Source organism: Lelliottia sp. RD5 (assembly GCF_056032945.1).
The window spans coordinates 30,640-50,875 of sequence record NZ_JBVYHQ010000011.1 but is presented as its reverse complement, the minus strand read 5'-3'; the positions used below and the strand labels follow the sequence as shown (position 1 = coordinate 50,875).

Annotated in this window: 18 protein-coding genes and 4 tRNA genes; 7 read left to right on the top strand and 15 right to left on the bottom strand. The window is 54.0% G+C overall.

Translation table 11 applies throughout. The annotated features are described in order from the left end of the window. Nucleotides 1-18: 18 nt before the first annotated feature. Complete coding sequence (gene rarD / locus AC0LWE_RS21320) at nt 19-915, top strand: EamA family transporter RarD (RefSeq protein ID WP_202668743.1); 897 nt, start codon at nt 19-21, stop codon at nt 913-915. A 37-nt stretch (nt 916-952) separates the two neighbouring features. Here the strand turns inward: rarD and corA are convergent, their stop codons facing one another. The 8 genes from corA to lptM all read right to left on the bottom strand — a co-directional run bounded on the left by corA (nt 953) and on the right by lptM (nt 7,883). After that, nucleotides 953-1,903: a magnesium/cobalt transporter CorA gene (corA, locus tag AC0LWE_RS21315; protein WP_059180724.1), complete on the bottom strand. Its 951-nt coding sequence runs from the start codon at nt 1,901-1,903 to the stop codon at nt 953-955. A 150-nt stretch (nt 1,904-2,053) separates the two neighbouring features. Continuing rightward, entirely contained in the window at nt 2,054-2,110 is a 57-nt protein-coding gene (gene ysgD / locus AC0LWE_RS21310; RefSeq protein WP_353889132.1) for a YsgD/CorL family protein, read from the bottom strand. 149 nt (nt 2,111-2,259) lie between these two features. Then, complete coding sequence (gene uvrD / locus AC0LWE_RS21305) at nt 2,260-4,422, bottom strand: DNA helicase II (RefSeq protein ID WP_059180725.1); 2,163 nt, start codon at nt 4,420-4,422, stop codon at nt 2,260-2,262. Between the two features lie 78 nt (nt 4,423-4,500). Continuing rightward, nucleotides 4,501-5,217, bottom strand: coding sequence for a 5-amino-6-(5-phospho-D-ribitylamino)uracil phosphatase YigB (gene yigB, locus AC0LWE_RS21300; RefSeq protein WP_174343840.1), 717 nt, complete (start codon nt 5,215-5,217; stop codon nt 4,501-4,503). Further along, a complete protein-coding gene (gene xerC, locus AC0LWE_RS21295; RefSeq protein WP_219347259.1) occupies nt 5,217-6,119 on the bottom strand; it encodes a tyrosine recombinase XerC in 903 nt (300 codons plus the stop codon). The genes yigB and xerC overlap by 1 nt, the downstream gene beginning before the upstream one ends. Continuing rightward, nucleotides 6,116-6,823, bottom strand: a complete 708-nt coding sequence (locus AC0LWE_RS21290) for a DUF484 domain-containing protein (RefSeq protein ID WP_015960942.1) — start codon at nt 6,821-6,823, stop codon at nt 6,116-6,118. Before AC0LWE_RS21290 ends, xerC begins: the two co-directional genes overlap by 4 nt. Then, nucleotides 6,820-7,644 (bottom strand): diaminopimelate epimerase, encoded by an 825-nt coding sequence (gene dapF / locus AC0LWE_RS21285; protein ID WP_059180728.1) that lies wholly within the window; start codon nt 7,642-7,644, stop codon nt 6,820-6,822. Before dapF ends, AC0LWE_RS21290 begins: the two co-directional genes overlap by 4 nt. Nucleotides 7,645-7,679: 35 nt before the next feature. Beyond that, complete coding sequence (gene lptM, locus AC0LWE_RS21280) at nt 7,680-7,883, bottom strand: LPS translocon maturation chaperone LptM (RefSeq protein ID WP_059180729.1); 204 nt, start codon at nt 7,881-7,883, stop codon at nt 7,680-7,682. Between the two features lie 137 nt (nt 7,884-8,020). On the opposite strand from lptM, the gene cyaY reads away from it, so the two are divergent. Continuing rightward, nucleotides 8,021-8,344, top strand: a complete 324-nt coding sequence (cyaY, locus tag AC0LWE_RS21275; protein ID WP_219347258.1) for an iron donor protein CyaY — start codon at nt 8,021-8,023, stop codon at nt 8,342-8,344. Between the two features lie 72 nt (nt 8,345-8,416). On the opposite strand, the gene cyaA is transcribed toward cyaY, so the two are convergent. Further along, nucleotides 8,417-10,960 (bottom strand): class I adenylate cyclase, encoded by a 2,544-nt coding sequence (cyaA, locus tag AC0LWE_RS21270; protein WP_059180731.1) that lies wholly within the window; start codon nt 10,958-10,960, stop codon nt 8,417-8,419. Between the two features lie 347 nt (nt 10,961-11,307). Here cyaA and hemC point away from each other — a divergent pair, with 347 nt between their 5' ends. From hemC to AC0LWE_RS21245, 5 genes are all read left to right on the top strand, one after another. Beyond that, nucleotides 11,308-12,249 (top strand): hydroxymethylbilane synthase, encoded by a 942-nt coding sequence (gene hemC, locus AC0LWE_RS21265; RefSeq protein ID WP_174343838.1) that lies wholly within the window; start codon nt 11,308-11,310, stop codon nt 12,247-12,249. Continuing rightward, nucleotides 12,246-12,986: a uroporphyrinogen-III synthase gene (gene hemD, locus AC0LWE_RS21260; RefSeq protein WP_174343837.1), complete on the top strand. Its 741-nt coding sequence runs from the start codon at nt 12,246-12,248 to the stop codon at nt 12,984-12,986. Before hemC ends, hemD begins: the two co-directional genes overlap by 4 nt. Nucleotides 12,987-13,007: 21 nt before the next feature. Continuing rightward, nucleotides 13,008-14,189: a uroporphyrinogen-III C-methyltransferase gene (gene hemX / locus AC0LWE_RS21255; protein ID WP_174343836.1), complete on the top strand. Its 1,182-nt coding sequence runs from the start codon at nt 13,008-13,010 to the stop codon at nt 14,187-14,189. A gap of 2 nt (nt 14,190-14,191) precedes the next feature. Then, nucleotides 14,192-15,391 (top strand): protoheme IX biogenesis protein HemY, encoded by a 1,200-nt coding sequence (hemY, locus tag AC0LWE_RS21250; protein ID WP_174343835.1) that lies wholly within the window; start codon nt 14,192-14,194, stop codon nt 15,389-15,391. Between the two features lie 190 nt (nt 15,392-15,581). Continuing rightward, nucleotides 15,582-16,790, top strand: a complete 1,209-nt coding sequence (locus AC0LWE_RS21245; RefSeq protein ID WP_219347257.1) for an MFS transporter — start codon at nt 15,582-15,584, stop codon at nt 16,788-16,790. Between the two features lie 503 nt (nt 16,791-17,293). On the opposite strand, the gene AC0LWE_RS21240 is transcribed toward AC0LWE_RS21245, so the two are convergent. From AC0LWE_RS21240 to wecG, 6 genes are all read right to left on the bottom strand, one after another. Continuing rightward, nucleotides 17,294-17,370 (bottom strand) — tRNA-Pro (locus AC0LWE_RS21240). Between the two features lie 42 nt (nt 17,371-17,412). Continuing rightward, nucleotides 17,413-17,499 (bottom strand) — tRNA-Leu (locus AC0LWE_RS21235). A 19-nt stretch (nt 17,500-17,518) separates the two neighbouring features. Continuing rightward, nucleotides 17,519-17,594: transfer RNA gene (locus tag AC0LWE_RS21230), tRNA-His, on the bottom strand. A gap of 66 nt (nt 17,595-17,660) precedes the next feature. After that, nucleotides 17,661-17,737, bottom strand: a tRNA-Arg gene (locus tag AC0LWE_RS21225). 117 nt (nt 17,738-17,854) lie between these two features. Next, on the bottom strand, nt 17,855-19,225 hold the full coding sequence (gene thrP / locus AC0LWE_RS21220; RefSeq protein ID WP_202668737.1) for a bifunctional threonine/serine APC transporter ThrP: 1,371 nt from the start codon (nt 19,223-19,225) through the stop codon (nt 17,855-17,857). Nucleotides 19,226-19,489: 264 nt separating this feature from the next. Further along, on the bottom strand, nt 19,490-20,233 hold the full coding sequence (wecG, locus tag AC0LWE_RS21215; RefSeq protein ID WP_219347256.1) for a lipopolysaccharide N-acetylmannosaminouronosyltransferase: 744 nt from the start codon (nt 20,231-20,233) through the stop codon (nt 19,490-19,492). Nucleotides 20,234-20,236: the final 3 nt, after the last annotated feature.

The following is a 20,236-nucleotide window of genomic DNA, read 5'->3' as shown; positions in this document are numbered from 1 at the left end:
TTGTCACGGATTTTACCGATGGATGCTAAACAGACGCGGCAGGGCGTTTTACTCGCCCTTGCCGCTTATTTTATTTGGGGTATCGCACCCGCCTACTTCAAGCTGATTTACTACGTACCAGCCGACGAAATCCTTACCCACCGCGTAATCTGGTCATTTTTCTTTATGGTGGCGCTGATGAGCGTCAGCCGTCAGTGGTCAGGCGTAAAAAAGCTGCTGCAAACGCCGAAGAAAATTTTTCTGCTCGCCCTTTCAGCGGTGCTGATTGGCGGAAACTGGCTGCTGTTTATCTGGGCGGTTAACAACCATCACATGCTCGAAGCCAGCCTCGGTTACTTTATCAATCCGTTGGTCAATATCGTGTTGGGGATGCTGTTCCTCGGCGAGCGCTTCCGGCGTATGCAGTGGGTGGCGGTACTCTTAGCCCTGTGCGGCGTGCTGGTACAGCTCTGGACGTTTGGTTCGCTGCCGATCATCGCCTTGGGCCTGGCGTTTAGCTTTGCGTTTTATGGTCTGGTACGGAAAAAAATCGCCGTCGAAGCGCAAACCGGGATGCTGTTCGAAACCCTGTGGTTGCTCCCGCTGGCAGCGATTTACCTGTTCGGCATTGCCGACAGCAGCACCAGCCATATGGGCAGTAATCCGTGGTCGCTGAACCTGATGCTGATCGCCGCAGGGGTGGTCACTACCATTCCGCTGCTGTGCTTTACTGGCGCGGCGACCCGCTTGCGCCTGTCGACGCTCGGATTCTTCCAGTATATCGGGCCAACGCTGATGTTCCTGTTGGCGGTGATGTTCTACGGAGAAGTTCCGGGTGCCGATAAGATGGTGACGTTTGCGTTCATCTGGGTGGCGTTGGCGGTATTCGTTGCCGATGCGCTCTATACCCAGCGCAGAATGAAGAAAGGATTGTAGCGTTTAGCCCTCTCCTGCTCGGGAGAGGGCGTCAGCATTAAAGCCAGTTGCGGCGCTTGAAGTACAAATACGGCGCCAGCCCGGCAAGCAGCATAAAGATAATCGCGCCAGGGTAGCCAAAGCTCCACTTCAGCTCGGGCATAAACTCAAAGTTCATCCCGTAGCTGGATGCCACAAGCGTAGGCGGCAGGAACACCACGGAGACCACCGAGAAGATCTTGATGATGCGGTTCTGCTCGATGTTGATAAAGCCCATCGCCGCCTGCATCAGGAAGTTCACCTTCTGGAACAGGGATTCGTTGTGTGGCAACAGGGATTCGATATCGCGCAAAATTTCACGCGCCTGCTCAAGCTGACCGCTCGGTAAACGCGCTTTACGCACCAGGAAATTCAACGCGCGCTGGGTATCCATCAGACACAAACGCACTTTCCAGCCGATATCTTCCTGCTCTGCCAGCGTCGACAGCGCTTCGTCATATTCATCACCCTGATGACCTTCCATGATCACGCGACTCAGCTTTTCCAGATCGCTGTAGATGTTTTCGATTTCATCCGCCAGCTGTTCAATTTTGGTCTCGAACAGATCGAGCAGCAGCTCGTAGGCGTTGCCGTCGACCATTGCCTGGCTACGAGCGCGCATGCGGTAGAGTCGGAATGCCGGCAGTTCGCGCTCACGTAAAGTGAACAGGCGACCATCGCGAATGGTAAATGCCACCGTGGAGTTACCGGCATGGTCATCCGCATCTTCAAAAAAGAAAAAGGAGTGAATATGCAGGCCGTCTTCGTCTTCAAAAAAACGCGCGGATGCTTCGATATCTTCCAGTTCAGGACGGGTTGCCAGGCTTTGTCCGAGTTCTGATTGTACGCGCAAGCGTTCATCGTCGTCCGGCTCGACCAGATCCACCCATACGGCATCAATGAGGGGCTGTGACTCTTCAGCTTCAAGCCGAATCAGTCGGTTTTTTTCGAGTTGAAATGCGCTCAACATGACCGGGACTCCCAATGCAAAAAATATCGGACAGTTCGGTGGGCACACAGAAACAATAAGGGTTTCAGACCATTAAACAGCCTGACTCAGCGCGACGGGAAAAAACAGATCGCTGACAACCACTAAGGCCATCAGCAAGAGGAGATAGCCTTAGGAGTTGTTCCTGGATGACAGGGAATTGAGCCAGTATGTACTGGGTGTGTCCAAGGCGAATGTCCTCTTAGCGTAATCGTGCGCGCATGTTACGCCAGCTGTAATAGTGGCGTCAACACGCAGCGAAACGCTGAAGGCCTTTTAATAGCCGCCAGCTATTAAGGCTAGCAGAGTATTACAAAATAATGATATTTTTCTGAAAGTTACACATTTTCCAGACGCGCATAAGCGGCGACCAGCCATTTGATGCCCTGTCCCTGGAACGCCACCTGCAGGCGACTGTGTTCGCCACTCCCTTCCAGATTCACAATGGTACCTTCGCCAAATTTCGAATGGCGAACGCGCTGACCCAGCTTGTAGCCGGTATCATTTTCCGAGATCGGCGTTCCCATCCGCTGATGGTTAACCGGACGGCTGATGCTGGCGCGCAGGCGCACCTCTTCAACGCAGGCTTCCGGCAGCTCGCCGATAAAGCGCGACGGACGGTGATACACCTCTTTGCCATACAGACGACGTGTTTCCGCATAGGTCAGCGTCAGCTTTTCCATTGCACGCGTCACGCCAACATAGGCAAGACGGCGCTCCTCTTCCAGACGTCCGCCTTCATCCAGCGACATCTGGCTCGGGAACATCCCCTCCTCCATCCCGACAATAAACACCTGCGGGAACTCCAGCCCTTTGGCGGAGTGCAGCGTCATCAGCTGAACCGCATCCTGCCAGGTATCCGCTTGCCCTTCGCCCGCTTCCAGCGCTGCGTGGGAGAGGAACGCCTGCAGCGGCATCAAATCTTCGTCTTCTTCGTTGTAGCTGAACTGGCGCGTTGCCGTCACCAGTTCCTCTAAGTTCTCGATACGCGTCTGACCCTTTTCGCCTTTTTCCTGCTCATACATCATGCGCAGTCCCGAGTCCTTCACCACGCGGTCCGTCTGAACGTGTAGCGGCATATCGGCGGTTTCTTGCGCCAGGGCGTCAATCAGTTCAATAAAGCGCTGTAACGCGCTGGCTGCGCGCCCGGCTAGCGCTTTTTCCTGCAATAGCTCACGGCAGGATTGCCACAGCGTGAGTTGGCGCTCACGGGCAGCCTGACGCACCACGTCCAGGGTGCGATCGCCGATTCCGCGCGTTGGGGTATTCACGACACGCTCAAACGCCGCATCGTCGTTACGGTTAGCAATCAGGCGCAAATACGAGAGCGCATCTTTGATCTCCTGGCGCTCGAAGAAGCGCATGCCGCCGTAAATGCGGTACGGCATGCTGACCTGCAACAGCGCCTCTTCGAGCACGCGCGACTGGGCGTTACTGCGATAGAGAATGGCGCATTTTTCCAGCGCGCCGCCGTTGTCCTGCCAGGTTTTGATACGATTAACCACGAAACGGGCTTCATCCAGCTCGTTGAACGCGCAGTAGAGTGAAATCGGTTCGCCGTCGACGCCATCGGTCCACAGTTTTTTGCCCAGACGCCCGTTGTTGTTCTCAATCAGGGCGTTGGCGGCGCTCAAAATATTATTCGTCGAGCGGTAGTTTTGCTCCAGACGAATGGTTTCTGCGCCGGGGAAATCATTAAGGAAACGCTGAATATTTTCGACCTGTGCGCCACGCCAGCCGTAAATCGACTGGTCATCATCGCCCACGATCATAACTTTACCCGTGTCACCCGCCAGCATGCGGATCCACGCGTACTGAATGTTGTTGGTATCCTGGAACTCATCCACGAGGATGTTGGTGAAGCGTTCGCGGTAATGCTGAAGAATGTGCGGCTTGTTCAGCCACAGCTCATGCGCGCGCAGCAGCAGCTCGGCAAAATCCACCAGACCCGCGCGATCGCATGCTTCCTGATAGGCCTGGTAAACCTTCTGCCAGGTTTGCTCAACCGGATTGCCAAAGCTTTGAATATGGTGCGGGCGCAGCCCTTCGTCTTTTTGACCGTTGATGTACCACATCGCCTGACGCGGCGGCCATTGCTTCTCGTCAAGGTTCATCGCCTTAATCAGACGTTTCAGCAATCGCAGCTGGTCTTCGCTGTCGAGGATCTGGAAATCCTGTGGCAGATTCGCGTCCATATGGTGCGCACGCAGCAGCCGGTGCGCCAGCCCGTGGAACGTGCCCACCCACATGCCACCCTGGCTGGTGCCCATCAGTTGGGTAATACGATGGCGCATCTCCGCCGCCGCTTTGTTGGTAAACGTCACGGCCATGATGGAATACGGCGAGCAGTTTTCTACACTCTGCAACCACGCGATGCGGTGTACCAGAACACGCGTCTTACCACTGCCCGCCCCTGCCAGCACCAGCATATTGGTCCGCGTCGCGGCGACCGCTTCACGTTGTTTGTCATTAAGGCTGTCGAGCAGGTAAGAAACGTCCATTGGCACCGCCAGAAGTCATCTGTCCGGCAGCGTTTTTCCTGCCGGACATACTGTTGATTTATACAATACTGCTGGTGATTATATCAGCGTGGTGAGGGATGCCAACCGCGAAATTTCTACGTGCGGCAACAGGCGGCTGTCGACGGTGTGCATCAGGTCAGCATTTTCGGGTTTGATCCAGCAGGCTTGCATGCCGCAGCGGATCGCCCCCGCGACATCGGTCGTTAGATCGTCGCCAACGTGCAGGATTTCGCCCAGCGGCAAATCCAATTTTTCTGCCGCCAGATGATACATATCGCTAAACGGTTTTGAACGCCCGTGCGGACCCGCGCGGAAGACGAAGGTAAAATAGTCGCCAAGCCCAAACAGCTCTGGCTGGGCGTTGCCATTCGTGATCGCCACCAGCGGCCATTTTTCGGCCAGTTTCGCCAGCGTGTCGTGCGTCTCTTGCGGCACGTCGATTCGGCTGCGCCATTTAGCAAAATTGGCCATGGATGCTTCCGCGCCCAGCGCGGCTTCAGCTGCCGTAAGCCCCGCATTGATCATCGCCTGTTCCACTGCACGACGACGCCATTCGGTCACGTCGTGATAAATGTCCGGCTCCGTCTCGCGCAAGGCCTGCCGCAAACGCTGAAAATCGGTGTTTTGCAGTGTTTTTAAGGATGGATGGTAATTTTGCACAAACGCCAGCGCTTCCTGCTCGGTGCGTAAAATCACCTGGCGGTTGTCATAAAGCGTGTCATCAAGATCAAAAGTCAGCGCAGAAATCTGACCTAATGGGCGGTAAAAACGCATTATTTCCCCCGTTTGGCGCGCGGATGCGCCGAGTCATAGACTGACGCAAGATGTTGAAAATCAAGATGGGTATAGATTTGGGTAGTGGATAAATTGGCGTGACCTAAGAGTTCCTGCACGCCGCGCAGGTCACCGCTGGATTCAAGCATATGCGTCGCAAACGAGTGGCGCAGCTTGTGCGGATGGACGTGGCTGTTCAACCCCTGCTTAATGCCCCACTCAGCAAAACGTTTTTGTACGTTGCGCGCCGAAATTCGCTTCCCAAGCTTCGAGAGAAACAGCGCATTTTCCTCTGCACCAAACAGCCCACGCAGATCCAGCCAGTGTTCAATCCAGGCCACCGCGCTGCGGCCAATCGGCAAGCGTCGCTCTTTGCTGCCTTTGCCCATCACCCACACTTCGCCGGTATCCAAATCGAGGTGTTTCAGATCTAAATTCACCAGTTCTGACAGACGTAATCCCGCGCCGTACATCACTTCCAGCATGGCGCGATCGCGCACGGCCAGCGGATCGTTAAGATCGATATTAAGCAGGCGATTCACATCATCAACGTCGATGTTTTTCGGCAGATGACGCGGGGCTTTGGGAGTAGATATGCCTTTTGCCGGATTGGCTTTGAGTTCGCCCTGGCTTACCAGCCAGTCGAAGAAACTGCGCAATGCCGAAAGACGTAGCGCCAGGCTCGCCGGACCCAGACCTTTACGACGACTGCGCACAACAAACGCGCGTACGGTCGCGGCATCGCAAAGCGGCCAGCTTTTCAGGCCGATCTCTTCCGCCAGTTGCATTATCGCATCCAGCTGGCGCTGATAGTTCAACAGCGTAATTGGGCTGAGCTGGCGTTCGACGCCCAAATAACGCAGAAAACGCGCAACGAAGAGGCTAAGAGGAGCGTCCGTCATACGCGCTCAATCCAACGCTCCAGCAGTTCCGGCAGCATCAGGGCGATTTCCTGCAGCAAATGCGTGCCCTGCCCCTGTTCGTAATGGTGCGCGTCGCGGCTGGTGAATAACATCACGCCCAGATCGCCTTCACGCCCCATCAGCGACATCGCCACTGAGCCAATCGCTTTGGCTTCCGGCAGAACCACCAGCAGCTCAGGTCCGTTCAGCGGCCCGAGATAGTGATGCTCGTGCCCAAGACGCTGGATGCGCAGTGGTTCAAACGTTTGACGATTCAAAGCCAGATGCGTAAAACCGGACGGCGCGCCGATGCGCCAGCGATCGGGGAACAAACGAATCGTCGCCCCCGCCAGGCCTATTTCACGGGCCCAGCGGTGGAAGCGGCTGAGAAACTCTTCAAGACTGTGCGCCGACGCCAGCCGCGCCTGCAAGTTCAGCAGACGATAAAACAGGCTTTCGTTATTGCTGGCCTGTTCCATCAGCAGGGTCATGTTTTCTTCAAGCTGATCGATGTGTTTACGCGAACGCGCCATGTGCCATTCAACCAGCGACACGGTATCGCGCACGGGATGCGGCACGCGCATTTGTTCAACCACGCGTGCATTGCGGATAAAAAACTCAGGATTGCGCAGCAGATAATCAACAACAGCCCGGTCATCCAGTTCCGTCATTATTTCCTGCAGTTCTTCCCCTGGTTGTTTCATAGATGGATAAACCCGTCATAAACATGTGCCGCCGGGCCAGTCATAAACAGCGGATGACCCGGACCTTTCCAGGCGATATCAAGACGACCGCCCGGCAATTCCACGCGAACCTCTTCTGCCAGTAGACCTTGCGATATACCGACAGCCACGGCCGCACAAGCGCCGCTGCCACAGGCTCGCGTTTCGCCAGCGCCGCGCTCATAGACGCGCAGGCGGATGTGTTCACGCTTCATCACCTGCATAAATCCAATATTCGCCCGCTCCGGAAAGCGCTCGTGGCTTTCCATGATGGGGCCGAGGATTTCTACGGCTGCCATATCAACATCATCAACCTGAATCACGCAGTGGGGATTTCCCATCGAGACGACGCCGCACAATACTGTCTGCTCGGACGCGCGCATAATATAGGTCTTTTCCGCTTTGATGGCGCGAAACGGTACGGCTGATGGCTCGAAGTTGGGCTCGCCCATATTCACGCGCACCAGCTCATCGTCTGTGACGCTTAACACCATGCGGCCATTCGCCGTGCTAACGCAGATATCGCGCTTGTTAGTCAGGCCTTTCAGACGCACAAAGCGCGCGAAACAGCGCGCGCCGTTGCCACACTGCGAGACTTCACTGCCGTCCGCATTAAAGATGCGATAGTGAAAATCGAGATCCGGATCGTACGGCGGCTCGACCACCAGTAGCTGATCAAAACCGACGCCCACATGCCGATCCGCGAGGCGGCGAATCAGCTCGGGTGAGAAAAAGACATTCTGCGTTACCGCGTCGACGACCATAAAATCGTTGCCAAGGCCATGCATTTTAGAGAACTGCATCATCTACTCCATTGCGCGGGTACCGAAACTGGTTCTCAGTAATTGACCTGGCTTGGGCCACCGTTATCGCCGCGATCGTTGCTCACAGGCGTGGATGACTCAATCTGACTGTTCACCGGTTTCGTCGGCGGTGGCGCGGATTTATCCGCAGGCGGGAAATAGAGCGGTCCCTTCAGTCCACAGCCGGTCAGGCTAAACAGAGTGACGAGAACGGCAAGCGTTCGAAAAACGTTTTTCATTAGTGGTGGCCCGTAAGTTCATGCTTTCTGTTTCTATCATCGCAGGAGAAGACACAAAAGCAAGAGTTTGCCGCTTTCCTGCAACGGGATTTATTTAGCGTTATACTCCCGCCATCACGAAAAACAGGAACAAAACCATGAATGACAGTGAATTTCATCGCCTTGCCGATAACTTGTGGCAGACCATCGAAGCGCGTCTGGACGACTGGGATGGCGACAGCGATATTGATTGTGAGATCAACGGCGGCGTGCTGACATTAACCTTCGAGAACGGCAGCAAAATTATTATTAATCGCCAGGAGCCGCTTCATCAGGTGTGGCTGGCAACAAAACAGGGCGGCTACCATTTCAATCTGAAAGGGGACGACTGGATTTGCGACCGTAGCGGCGAAGTGTTCTGGGATTTGCTGGAACAGGCGGCGACGCAACAGGCAGGCGAAGCGATCAGTTTCCGAGGTTAACAGTCACTTTCTTCTGTCAGAGACGATTTTGACTGTTTGCACCCTCTCCCACGGGAGAGGGTCGGGTCGCACTCAGGAAAAATACTGCTGTAACAGCGGCTGGTTTTCGTCCAGGTTCATCGGAGGGGCTGCAACCACCTGATTACGGAACGGAATGACCTGCGCACGTCCATCGACTTTCACAATCTGATAGAACTGCGGCAAGTTAAAGTTGATGAAGCTTGAGCCGTAGGTAAAGCGATCGTGCGATGACGAATAGAAACGGCTCACATCGCGAACCAAATCTTCTTTGCTCCCTTCGCAGTGGTGATAAACCTCTGCACGGTTGGTTTCATCCAGAATGTAAATATTAAATCCAGATTCATCATCCGCCTCTTCGAAGAAGAACTGAATAATCCCTTCGCTGGCATAGCCATCCACCACCTGCGGCAGACTGACTGGATTGGTTTCGACCTGAACGGACAGGCTGTGCAGCTTGTTGTGCGAGATGGCACCATAAAACTCGATCGCGTTTTCCAGTTTTTGCACGGACACATTCAGGCGTTCGAAGAACAGGCCCCAGGTCTGGCCGGAAACGCGCAGCGCTTTGAAACGCCCGGTTTCATGACGGGTGCTCGAAAGACGCAGTTCAATACATTCAGAGACAAGCTGCTGCACACGGGTACGGATCAGGCCCCGCAGATGCTGGCTGTAGCAGAACACTTCGACGCTGTCTGGCGGCGCGGCATCCTGATGCATCTTCCCGAGAATCGTTTTTAACGCCTCAATCATCGCCTGCTCGCCGTTGAAATGCAGGGTTCGCACTTCGTTCCACGAGTTGCGATACAGCAGGTCAACGCTGCCAATCAGGCAATTTTGCTGCTCGCCAAAGCTGAAGACATCCAGCTTGCGGAAATCAAAATGGACAACCTGATTGCGGAACGCCGCCGTCGGGTCGTATTCCAGGTTGACGATAATCGCCAGATGACGAATTTCACACGGGCTGTAGAGCGCTTTTGGCGTCGGCGCAGGCAGACGCAGCGGGAAGTGATGCGACACGTCCGCGACCATCTCCTGCAGCTTGGCTAAATCAACAACGTCGTTGCCCTTAATAAACAGGCGAGTGCGAGAGGTCAGCAGGCCGTTAAACCAGGCCCAGGCCACCAGCTTGTTAAGATAGCGGTTATATTCCAGCGGCTGATGGCTGACAATCGAATCCATGCTTGGCGCACGGTTGTAGAGATACCAGCCGGTGCGGTTCGCGCGACCCGGCGGGACATAAATAAAGGTCAGATTGAGCTCTGACAGATCCGGTGAAATCTGCGGGTTAACCAGCGTGACTTTGCCAGGCAGCGCTTCAAACGCGGCGTACAGTTTACGGGTCAAAACACCGATATCCTGCGGGCTGGCGGAAACGCTGAGGTTATTGCGGCGGGCAAAACGAATCAGGTTACGGTAGCTCTGCATCATCGCATCGAGCAATTCGTTGTGCGCTTCACGCACCTGATCGATTTTCCAGTTGGCGCGGTTATCAAGCATGGATAGACGTTCTTCGTCCCATCCCCACTCTTTGACAAGCTGACTCACCACTTCACGACGCCAGCCGACACATGCCCGCTCGCGGCTGAGTTTTTCACAGACTTTTAAATAGAAACATCGACGCACCAGATCGAGACGCGTGTGGTCATCGATGGCTTTCAGGTATTCGGTGACGCGTTCCAGCATCATGCAGTAGGCGTCCAGCCCAAAGGAGACGATTTCCCCATCATGCAGACGCTGTTTGATATCTTTTGCCAGCAGGCGTGGCGTGGGGTATTCCCAGGAATACGCCTCAAGCAGCAGCGTTTTTAACACCGCTTTGTACGGTGAATCGATGCTTTTGTAGAGCTGCCACAGGCTTGCGCCAAAGTATTCTTCAGCAGACAGGGAGCTTAAGCCGCCCAAATCCAGCCATTCGTTTGGGGTTAACACACCCTGCGAATAGAGCGACATGACGTAATCGTCGTAATGCTCTTCTTCTTCGCACGGCACCATATTCCACAGAATACGCTTACCGGCGAGGCGCACAGCACTGCGATAAAATTCATCCAGCAGTAACATGTGCTGCGTTGAGCCGCAGTCTTCACCACCCAGGCTGCCACTTTCATTATGGCGGAAACGGTTTTCATCAATCAGGAAGAAGCTGACTTCCACGCCAAGAGACGCCGCCCAGCTTTCGAGCAGGCTGCATTTACGCTGCAACAGCTGACGCTCTTCGTTATCGAGCCAGGATTGATGGCAAACCCAGATATCCAGGTCAGAAGAACAGCTCTGTCCTACCGATGAGGTACTCCCCATGGTGTAAATGCCGGTAATAGGCAACTCACCTTCTGGAGACTCCTGCGCTGGCATACCGCGGTAAAGTTCGAGTTCGCTAAGATAATGCTGTTGGGTTTCATCAGGCGTGAAAATGCAGATGCCCCTGGGAACGTTACCGTCAAGGTAGCCCGGCATCAGCGGATGGTGGTAGTGCAATAATGTTGGCAGCAGACTGTAAACCTGTTGGAAAGCAGGTCCCATGGCAGCAAGCGCACGATCCACGCGCAATTGATTTATGGCATCCAGTCTCTGTTTCAGAGTCTCAATATAGAGGTACAAGACATATCGCCTGATGTTTCCGGACGTAGCAACCGTTCAATAAAGCGAAAGATTACGAGCCCGCAGTATTTCAAAAAAGAACCGTTACCCTTTTTCGTCCTTATCATTATGGTGGCACAGACGAAAAAATGGTCTAAAACGTGATCAATCTAACACCTTGCCGATTGACCGTAAAGAAAGATGCGCTACAGACAAGTGTAGCATCGATCTTAACGTGTAAATTCCTTAATACGGCTGCGGATGGCCAGAGCACCGCCGAGTCCCTCTCCCCTTCATCGACCGTAAAACTGACATCCCAGAGTCAACAATGTTAGGATGCATGGTGGACGATAAAGACGGTAACAAGCATGTTAGACAATGTTTTGAGAATTGCCACACGCCAAAGCCCACTCGCGCTTTGGCAGGCACAATATGTTAAGCAGCGCCTCGAAGCCTGCCATCAGGGGTTGCGTGTTGAACTGGTACCGATGGTGACGCGCGGCGATGTGATTCTTGATACGCCACTGGCAAAAGTGGGCGGAAAAGGCTTGTTTGTCAAAGAGCTGGAAATCGCACTGCTTGAGAACCGCGCCGATATCGCTGTCCATTCGATGAAGGATGTCCCGGTCGAATTCCCAGAAGGATTAGGGCTGGTGACAATTTGCGAGCGCGAAGATCCCCGCGATGCTTTCGTTTCAAACCACTACGCTTCCCTGGACGATTTGCCGGAAGGAAGCGTGGTTGGCACGTCAAGTTTACGCCGTCAGTGTCAGCTGGCTGAACGCCGCCCCGATTTGGTTATCCGCTCTCTGCGCGGAAACGTCGGCACACGCCTCGGTAAGCTCGATAATGGCGATTATGATGCCATTATTCTGGCGGTCGCTGGCCTTAAGCGTCTTGGGCTGGAATCACGAATTCGTGTCGCCATGCCACCAGAGCTTTGCCTGCCTGCTGTCGGCCAGGGCGCCGTAGGGATTGAATGTCGTCTCGATGACGACCGCACCCGCGCACTGCTTTCACCGTTGAATCACGATGAAACCGCCATTCGCGTCCAGGCTGAGCGGGCAATGAATATGCGTCTTGAAGGCGGCTGTCAGGTTCCGATTGGCAGCTATGCTGAATTGATTAACGGTGAACTTTGGCTGCGCGCATTAGTGGGCGCACCTGACGGTTCACAAATGGTGCGCGGTGAGCGCCGCGGCTTGCCACAAGATGCCGAAATGCTGGGTGTATCACTGGCCGAAGAGCTGCTTGATAACGGCGCGCGCGCGATCCTCGCTGACGTTTATAACGGAGAACCACCAGCATGAATATTCTCGTCACCCGCCCATCTCCCGCAGGAGAGCAATTAGTGAGCCGTCTGCGCACACTTGGGCAGGTGGCATGGAGCTTTCCGCTGATTGAGTTCTCCCCGGGTCGCGAGCTTTCCACGCTCGCCGACTCGCTTTATGCCCTGCAAGAAGGCGATCTCGTTTTCGCTTTGTCACAACATGCCGTGGAGTTTGCGCATGCTCAGTTGCAGCAAGAAAACAGACGCTGGCCGACAGCACCGCGCTATTTTGCCATCGGGCGTACCACCGCTCTGGCATTGCATACCGTCAGTGGAATTGACGTTCGCTATCCATTAGATCGGGAAATCAGCGAAGTCTTGCTACAATTACCTGAATTACAAACTGTTGCTGGAAAGCGCGCGCTGATTCTTCGCGGAAACGGTGGGCGTGAATTATTGGGCGAAACCTTAACGGCCCGCGGCGCAGAGGTCACGTTCTGCGAGTGCTATCAGCGCTGTGCGAAATATTATGATGGGGCAGAAGAGGCAATGCGCTGGCATCAGCGCGGCGTGGATACGCTGGTGGTCACCAGCGGCGAAATGCTGCAACAGCTCTGGTCGCTGATTCCACAATGGTATCGTGAAAACTGGTTACTCCGCTGCCGACTACTGGTCGTCAGTGAGCGCCTGGCGAACCTGGCCCGGGAATTGGGCTGGCAAGAGATTCGGATCGCTGATAACGCCGACAACGATGCGCTGCTGCGCGCATTACAATAACTCTCATAATGGGAAGCCATAATGACGGAACAAGAAAAATCCTCCGCCGTGGTTGAAGAGACCAGGGAGACTGTGGAGATTGCGCCACAGCCAGAGACGACTGAGAAAACAGTTGAGAAGAAAAACGGCAATAACAAAACCAGTCTGGCGCTGAGCGCTATCGCCATCGCCATTGCGCTGGCGGCAGGCGTTGGCTTGTATGGCGTGGTGAAGAAACAGGCAACAAATCAGTCGGCGACCAGCGATGCGCTGGTGAATCAGATAACGGCCCTGCAAAAAGCGCAAGAAACGCAGAAAGCCGAGCTGGAAAGCGTGATTAAGCAGCAATCAACGCAGCTTGCCGAAGCGAATACGAAGCAAGAAGAGCTGACCAAACAGCTTGGTGAAGTTCAAGAAAAAGTCGCGACGATTTCAGGAACGGATGCCAAAACCTGGCTGCTTTCGCAGGCGGATTTCCTGGTGAAACTGGCCGGGCGCAAGCTGTGGAGCGATCAGGATGTCACCACAGCTGCTGCGCTGCTGAAGAGCGCGGACGCCAGCCTGGCTGACATGAACGATCCGAGTCTTATCACCGCTCGCCGTGCCATTACCGAAGATATCGCCAGCCTGGGTGCCGTCTCGCAGGTTGATTACGACGGTATTATTCTCAAAGTAAATCAGCTCTCGAATCAGATAGATAACCTGCGTCTGGCCGATAACAACGACGACGACACCCCGATGGATTCTGACGGCACTGAGCTGTCGAGTTCCCTGAGGGAGTGGCGCATCAACCTGCAAAAAAGCTGGCAGAACTTTATGGACAGCTTCATTACTGTCCGCCGTCGTGACGAGACCGCCGTGCCGCTGTTAGCCCCAAACCAGGATGTCTATCTGCGCGAAAACATTCGTTCCCGCCTGCTGGTCGCCGCGCAGGCCGTACCGCGCCATCAGGAAGAGACGTACAAACAGGCGCTGGATAATGTGTCTACGTGGGTCCGTGCTTACTACGACACCAGCGATGCCACCACAACGGCGTTTTTGGATGACGTTGATAAGCTGAGTCAACAGAACATCACGATGAACGTTCCGGACCAGCTCGAAAGCCAGCCAATTTTGGAAAAGCTGATGCAAACCCGCGTGCGTAACTTGCTGGCACAGCCCGGCGTTGCCGCACAGCAAGATGCAGCAGCCCCTGCGCCCGAAAGCGCGCCTCAAGGAGAGTAATCATGTTAAAAGTCTTATTACTCTTCTTATTGTTGATCGGCGGGATCGTCCTGGGTCCCATGCTGGCAGGCCATCAAGGCTACGTGCTGATCCAGACCGATAACTACAACATCGAAACGAGCGTCACGGGGCTGGTGATCATCTTGATCCTCACCATGGTGGTGCTCTTTGCCATCGAATGGATCCTGCGCCATATTTTCCGCACGGGTGCACATACCCGCAGCTGGTTTGTTGGCCGCAAACGCCGTCGCGCACGCAAGCAGACCGAACAGGCGCTGCTGAAACTGGCTGAAGGCGATTATCAGCAAGTTGAAAAGCTAATGTCGAAAAACGCCGATCACGCTGAGCAGCCCGTGGTGAACTATCTGCTGGCAGCAGAAGCCGCCCAGCAGCGCGGCGATGAAATGCGTGCCAATCAGCATCTTGAGCGTGCGTCCGAACTGGCTTCTAACGACCAGATTCCGGTTGAAATCACACGCGTGCGCCTGCAGCTGGCGCGAGGTGAAAACCACGCAGCGCGTCACGGTGTCGACCGTTTGCTGGAAATCACGCCACGCCATCCGGAAGTATTGCGTCTTGCAGAGCAGGCGTATATCCGCACCGGCGCCTGGGGTTCATTGCTGGATATTATTCCTTCCATGGCGAAAGCCGAGGTGGGGGATGATGAACACCGCGATGCACTGCAACGTCAGGCGTGGATTGGCCTGATGGATCAGGCGCGTGCCGATCTGGGTAGCGACGGTCTGAAAACCTGGTGGAAAAATCAGAGCCGTAAGACGCGCCAGCAAGTTCCATTGCAGGTGGCGATGGCTGAACATCTCATCGAATGTGACGATCATGACACCGCGCAGGAGATCATTCTCGATGGTCTGAAGCGTCAGTATGACGATCGTCTGGTGATGGTGATCCCACGTCTCAAGACCAATAATCCTGAGCAGATGGAAAAAATGTTACGCCAGCAGATCAAGACGGTAGGCGATCGTCCGCTGCTATGGAGTACGCTGGGTCAGTCGCTGATGAAGCACGGCGAATGGCAGGAGGCGAGCCTCGCCTTCCGCGCTGCGTTAAAACAGCGCCCGGATGCGTTTGATTATGCATGGCTTGCCGACTCGCTGGACAAACAGCACAAGCCAGAAGAAGCCGCAGCGATGCGTCGTGATGGCCTGCTGCTGACGTTGCAAAATAACGGCAGTCAGGTTTAAGCATCCATCATGTGTAAAAATCAAAAGGGAGGCCAAACGGCCTCCTTTTTTTATTCCCTTTCTCCTGCTACATTCTTAGCAACGTCATTAGAGAACTCTCCCGCCAATGTAACGATGTCTTTTCATTAACTTTTTTTCATACACGCGCATTTTGCTGCGTGGAACAAATCGTTCTTGAAAGGACCGTTTTATGAACACCCTTTTGTATGCGCTCTTTGAAGCGCTGCGACGCCATCGTTGGCTTCGCATGCTAGCCTGTGCGTTCGTTTTTACCTCTCTGGGGAATGGCTTAACGCAGGTCGTTATCTTTGGCTTGCTGTTGAGCTGGAAAGCCCCCGCCTCATTGCTCACAGTCGCTTATCTTTTCGCGACCTTACCGGGATTTATTGGCAGCCTGATAGGGGAAAAACTCTGCCGGTTTTACTCACCTGTTCATCTGTTGATACTGACGGAGCTTTTAGGCCTGACGGCGCTGCTCTTTCCCCTGCTGGGCATTCATTATCACAGCGTCACGGCGTTATTAGCCGTTCAGTCAACGGAAGCTCTGCTTACCGGGATGAGCTGGCCTGTCCTCACTCTGCTGTTTAAGCGAGCTTTAACCGCAGACGAACTCCCTGCCGCCACCTGTCTGGAAAATGTGATTTTTGCTTCGCAAGTGCTGTTAGGAATGGGGTTGGGGATTGTGCTGTTTGACTATCTGCCGGTACTGACGCTGTTGGCCATAGACGCCGCCAGCTTTATCGGTTCTCTCGTGATGTTATCGCTGGCTGGAAGCGCGCTGACGTTAAGGGCGGCAGGTCCTGCAAAAATCACGACGTCAGAACCGTTGCACTGGAAGAGACTCTCTGTGCAACAGAAACGCAGCCTCCTGCTTCTTCCAGCTCTGGCAGCCGTGGGGGCGCCCGCGATGGCACTGCTTCCCGCGCTCGCGCAGCAAATCCACCCGACCAACGCAGCGGGGCTGGCACTCCCTTTGCTGTTTGCCCGTAGCCTCGGCCAACTGTGCGGACCGATGCTGTTGAATAGAGACAGCCTTCCGCGCTACGCAAATCGCAATCGTCCTTTGCTAACCTGCCTGAGCCTCTTTTTACTGGCTTATGGGCTGATTCCGCTTTGTGCGGGAGTCCAGACTGCGGCCCTGGGGATGATTTTTGTCGCTCATTTGGCCTCAAACATTGTATTTGCAGCCGGAACCTATGGGGTATTGAGTCATTTTGAGACGCGACAAGTTTCCGCCGCGAGCGGTAAAGCATGGCGGTGGCAAACTCTTAGTGCGTCCGTGTTCACCTGTTTTGCAGCAGTGCTTACTGCAACGCTTGGGGCCGGTCAGGCGTTGTATATCGTGTCCGCCAGCGCGTTAATAATGGTGGCAGCAGTGATGGCGCGTTACCGGGAATAATCCATAAAAAAACGCCTGCTAAAAAGCAGGCGTTAAACAGATCTATTCGACAACATATTTGGTGCTTCACTCAACGTTGTGTCCATGGTGTTTGATGAGGCCGAAGCGACATCTGTCGGTGGACGATAAGCACCGTAAATGGCTCTGCGTCATTCCTGAGTTTATGAGGCACTAAGGCGAACATAAGAGGTGGAATGAGCATCTACACATATATTATTGCATGTTACGTGCCAGGGTTGCATCCATAACTTATTCGCTTTGCAACATTTTAAGAATTAAGGAGTTTTTTCTTTTTGGAGTGAATAGATACTGAAAGTGAGAGCGCAAAGCTGCCCCAGGTGTCTCCTGGCAGAGACACTATAATCCAGTTATTAAAATTATCTTAAAAATCAGATAACTATATGTCTCTGAATTGCGACAAACCACGATGACGTTTTCGGGAAATGACTACAGATGAAGGAATCGCAGAAAACAAAAAACCCCGCCGAAGCGGGGTTCAAAATTGGTCGGCGAGAGAGGATTCGAACCTCCGACCCACTGGTCCCAAACCAGTTGCGCTACCAAGCTGCGCTACTCGCCGAAATACTGCTTTTTTGAATTTCTAGTTCAACTCTTTAAGTCGTGGTGCGAGGGGGGGGACTTGAACCCCCACGTCCGTTAAGACACTAACACCTGAAGCTAGCGCGTCTACCAATTCCGCCACCGTCGCATGTCACAACTTATAATAATGGGGTGGCTAATGGGACTCGAACCCACGACAACTGGAATCACAATCCAGGGCTCTACCAACTGAGCTATAGCCACCACAACTTATTCTTTCACGCGGTTCTGTCTACTTAACAGACCACCGCAGCTCCAGCACCGGGTAAATGGTGCGCCCGACAGGATTCGAACCTGAGACCTCTGCCTCCGGAGGGCAGCGCTCTATCCAGCTGAGCTACGGGCGCTTAGCGCCGTTGCGGGGCTGGATATTACGGAGGTCTCGGCCTGCTGTCTAGTGCTTTTTCAAAATAAATGCGCGTTTGGTTATGCTTTGCGCATTTTGGTGTTTCTAACTCTACTTTTTAGCGTTGAGCGTGCCGACTCAGGCCAAAAATCTTGTATCCGACCGACACTGCAGCCATGAAGATCATGCCGACAAACAGCGACATGCGAGTGTCTTCATTGAAATACATGCCAATCAAAACACAAATCAGAAATGCCATCGTCAAATAGTTAGCCCACGGGAACATAATGGAGCGGAACGGATGGCTGGCAATCGCTTCTTTATGCGCCTGGCGAAAACGCAGTTGACTGATCAAGATAACGAACCACGGCACCATGCCCGGCAGCACGCTTGCGCTATAGACGTAAACAAACACGCGCTGCGGATTCGGAATAATGTAGTTCAGGCACGACCCGACCAGCAGAATGGCAATAGAAATAGCCACGCCCGCAACCGGTACGCCAGAACGGGAGACTTTTCCAACGGCTGCCGGCAACTGACGATTGTTGGCTAATGCGTAGAGCATACGCCCGCAGCTGTACATTCCGCTGTTACAGCCGGATAGCGCTGCGGTCAGCACCACAAAGTTAATGATCCCCGCTGCTGCAGTGATGCCAATTTTAGCGAAGGTGAGCACGAACGGGCTGCCGGTAGTGCCAATTTGGTTCCACGGGAAGATCGTTACGATAACGAAAATCGCGCCCACATAGAAAATCAGGATACGCCACAGCACCTTACCCACTGCGCTGCGCAGCGTGACCTGTGGGTTTTTCGCTTCACCCGCAGTGATCCCAATCAGCTCTACGCCCTGATAAGATGCGACCACAATGCAGAGCGCCGTCAGAAAACCTTTCCAGCCGCCGGCAAAGAAGCCGCCGTGCTCGGTCAGATTCCCGAAACCAATCGCCTGACCGCCGTTACCAAAGCCAAAGAAAATCACGCCCAGACCCACGACAATCATCACGATAATGGTGGTGACCTTGATCATTGCAAACCAGAACTCAATTTCGCCGTACAAACGCACGGCAGCGAGGTTAGCTAATGCCACCAACCCCACGGCTATCAAGGCGGGTATCCACTGCACCATATCCGGGAACCAGAACTGGACGTAAACCCCTATCGCGGTAATTTCTGATATCCCCACCGCCATCCACATAAACCAGTAGGACCAGGCCGTGAGATAGCCAAAGAAGGGACTCATGTAGCGGTGCGCGTAGACGGCAAATGACCCGGCAACTGGCTCAAGGAACAGCATTTCACCCATCGAGCGCATGATAAAGAAGACGAATAACCCGGCGACAATATAGGCCAGCAAAACGGACGGACCAGCCCATTTCAGCGTACTGGCGGAGCCCATAAACAGGCCAACGCCGATGGTGCCGCCAAGCGCTATCAATTCAATGTGTCGAGCTTCCAGCCCACGCTGTAGCTCAGGTTTTTTCTCTGCCATAAATCCTCGGTTGTGTTTGCTTCTTCCGGGCCTACGCCGGTTATTGTTATGGGTAAAGATTTCGCCATAACAGGCCATGCTGCACCGACCGTCATGATTAACGGTTGGCGCAAAAACACCATGGCACTGCGATGAGGGTGAGAATGGTTTCTTAAATTCTGCCAAATGGCAAACGATGCATTAAATAAATGAATGCATTGCACACAAACGCAGCAGTTTTGCAGGGGAGTTGCAGCGCGAACAGCATATCGCGCTACATTTTGATTACATTTTGCCGGTGTAATGCCAGGCGAGGTACCGCAGGAGTTTAATCTGTCGCGTGATGCGACTTGGCTGAGAAAGCAGACGATACAGCCACTCAAGCCCTAAATTTTGCCACACTTTCGGTGCACGTTTTACATGACCGGTAAAGACATCGTATGTGCCACCCACGCCCATGTAGAGCGCATCAGGGCAAATCAGTCGGCAGTCGCGCATCAGAATCTCCTGACGCGGGGAGCCCATCGCAACGGTCACAATCTTTGCACCGCTGTCACGGACGCGTTCAAAAAGCGCCTGACGATTTTCCGGTTTGAAGTAGCCGTCCTGACTTCCCACGATATTCACGTTCCACTGCGTACGCAGTTTTTGTTCTGTTTGTGAAAGAATTTCTGGCTTGCCACCGATAAGAAATACTGGGGTATTGGCAGCCCCGGCACGCGCCATTAAGGCTTCCCACAGATCCGCGCCCGCCACACGTGAAACACGCGCCTCAGGGAATTTCTTACGAATAGAGCGTACAACGCTGATGCCATCGGCATATTTGAATTCTGCCGCATCAATGAGGTCTTTCACTTCAGCGTTATCCTCAATGGCCAGCATCTTTTCCGCGTTAATCGCCACCAGCGTACCGGATTTAATCTGTCCATCAGCAGCGCATAAAAAATCCAGCGCATGCTGCATATCACGCCAGCCAATGAGTTGCAGGCCGCGCAACGTGTACACTGGCGCAGAAGTATTGTCAGTCATTAT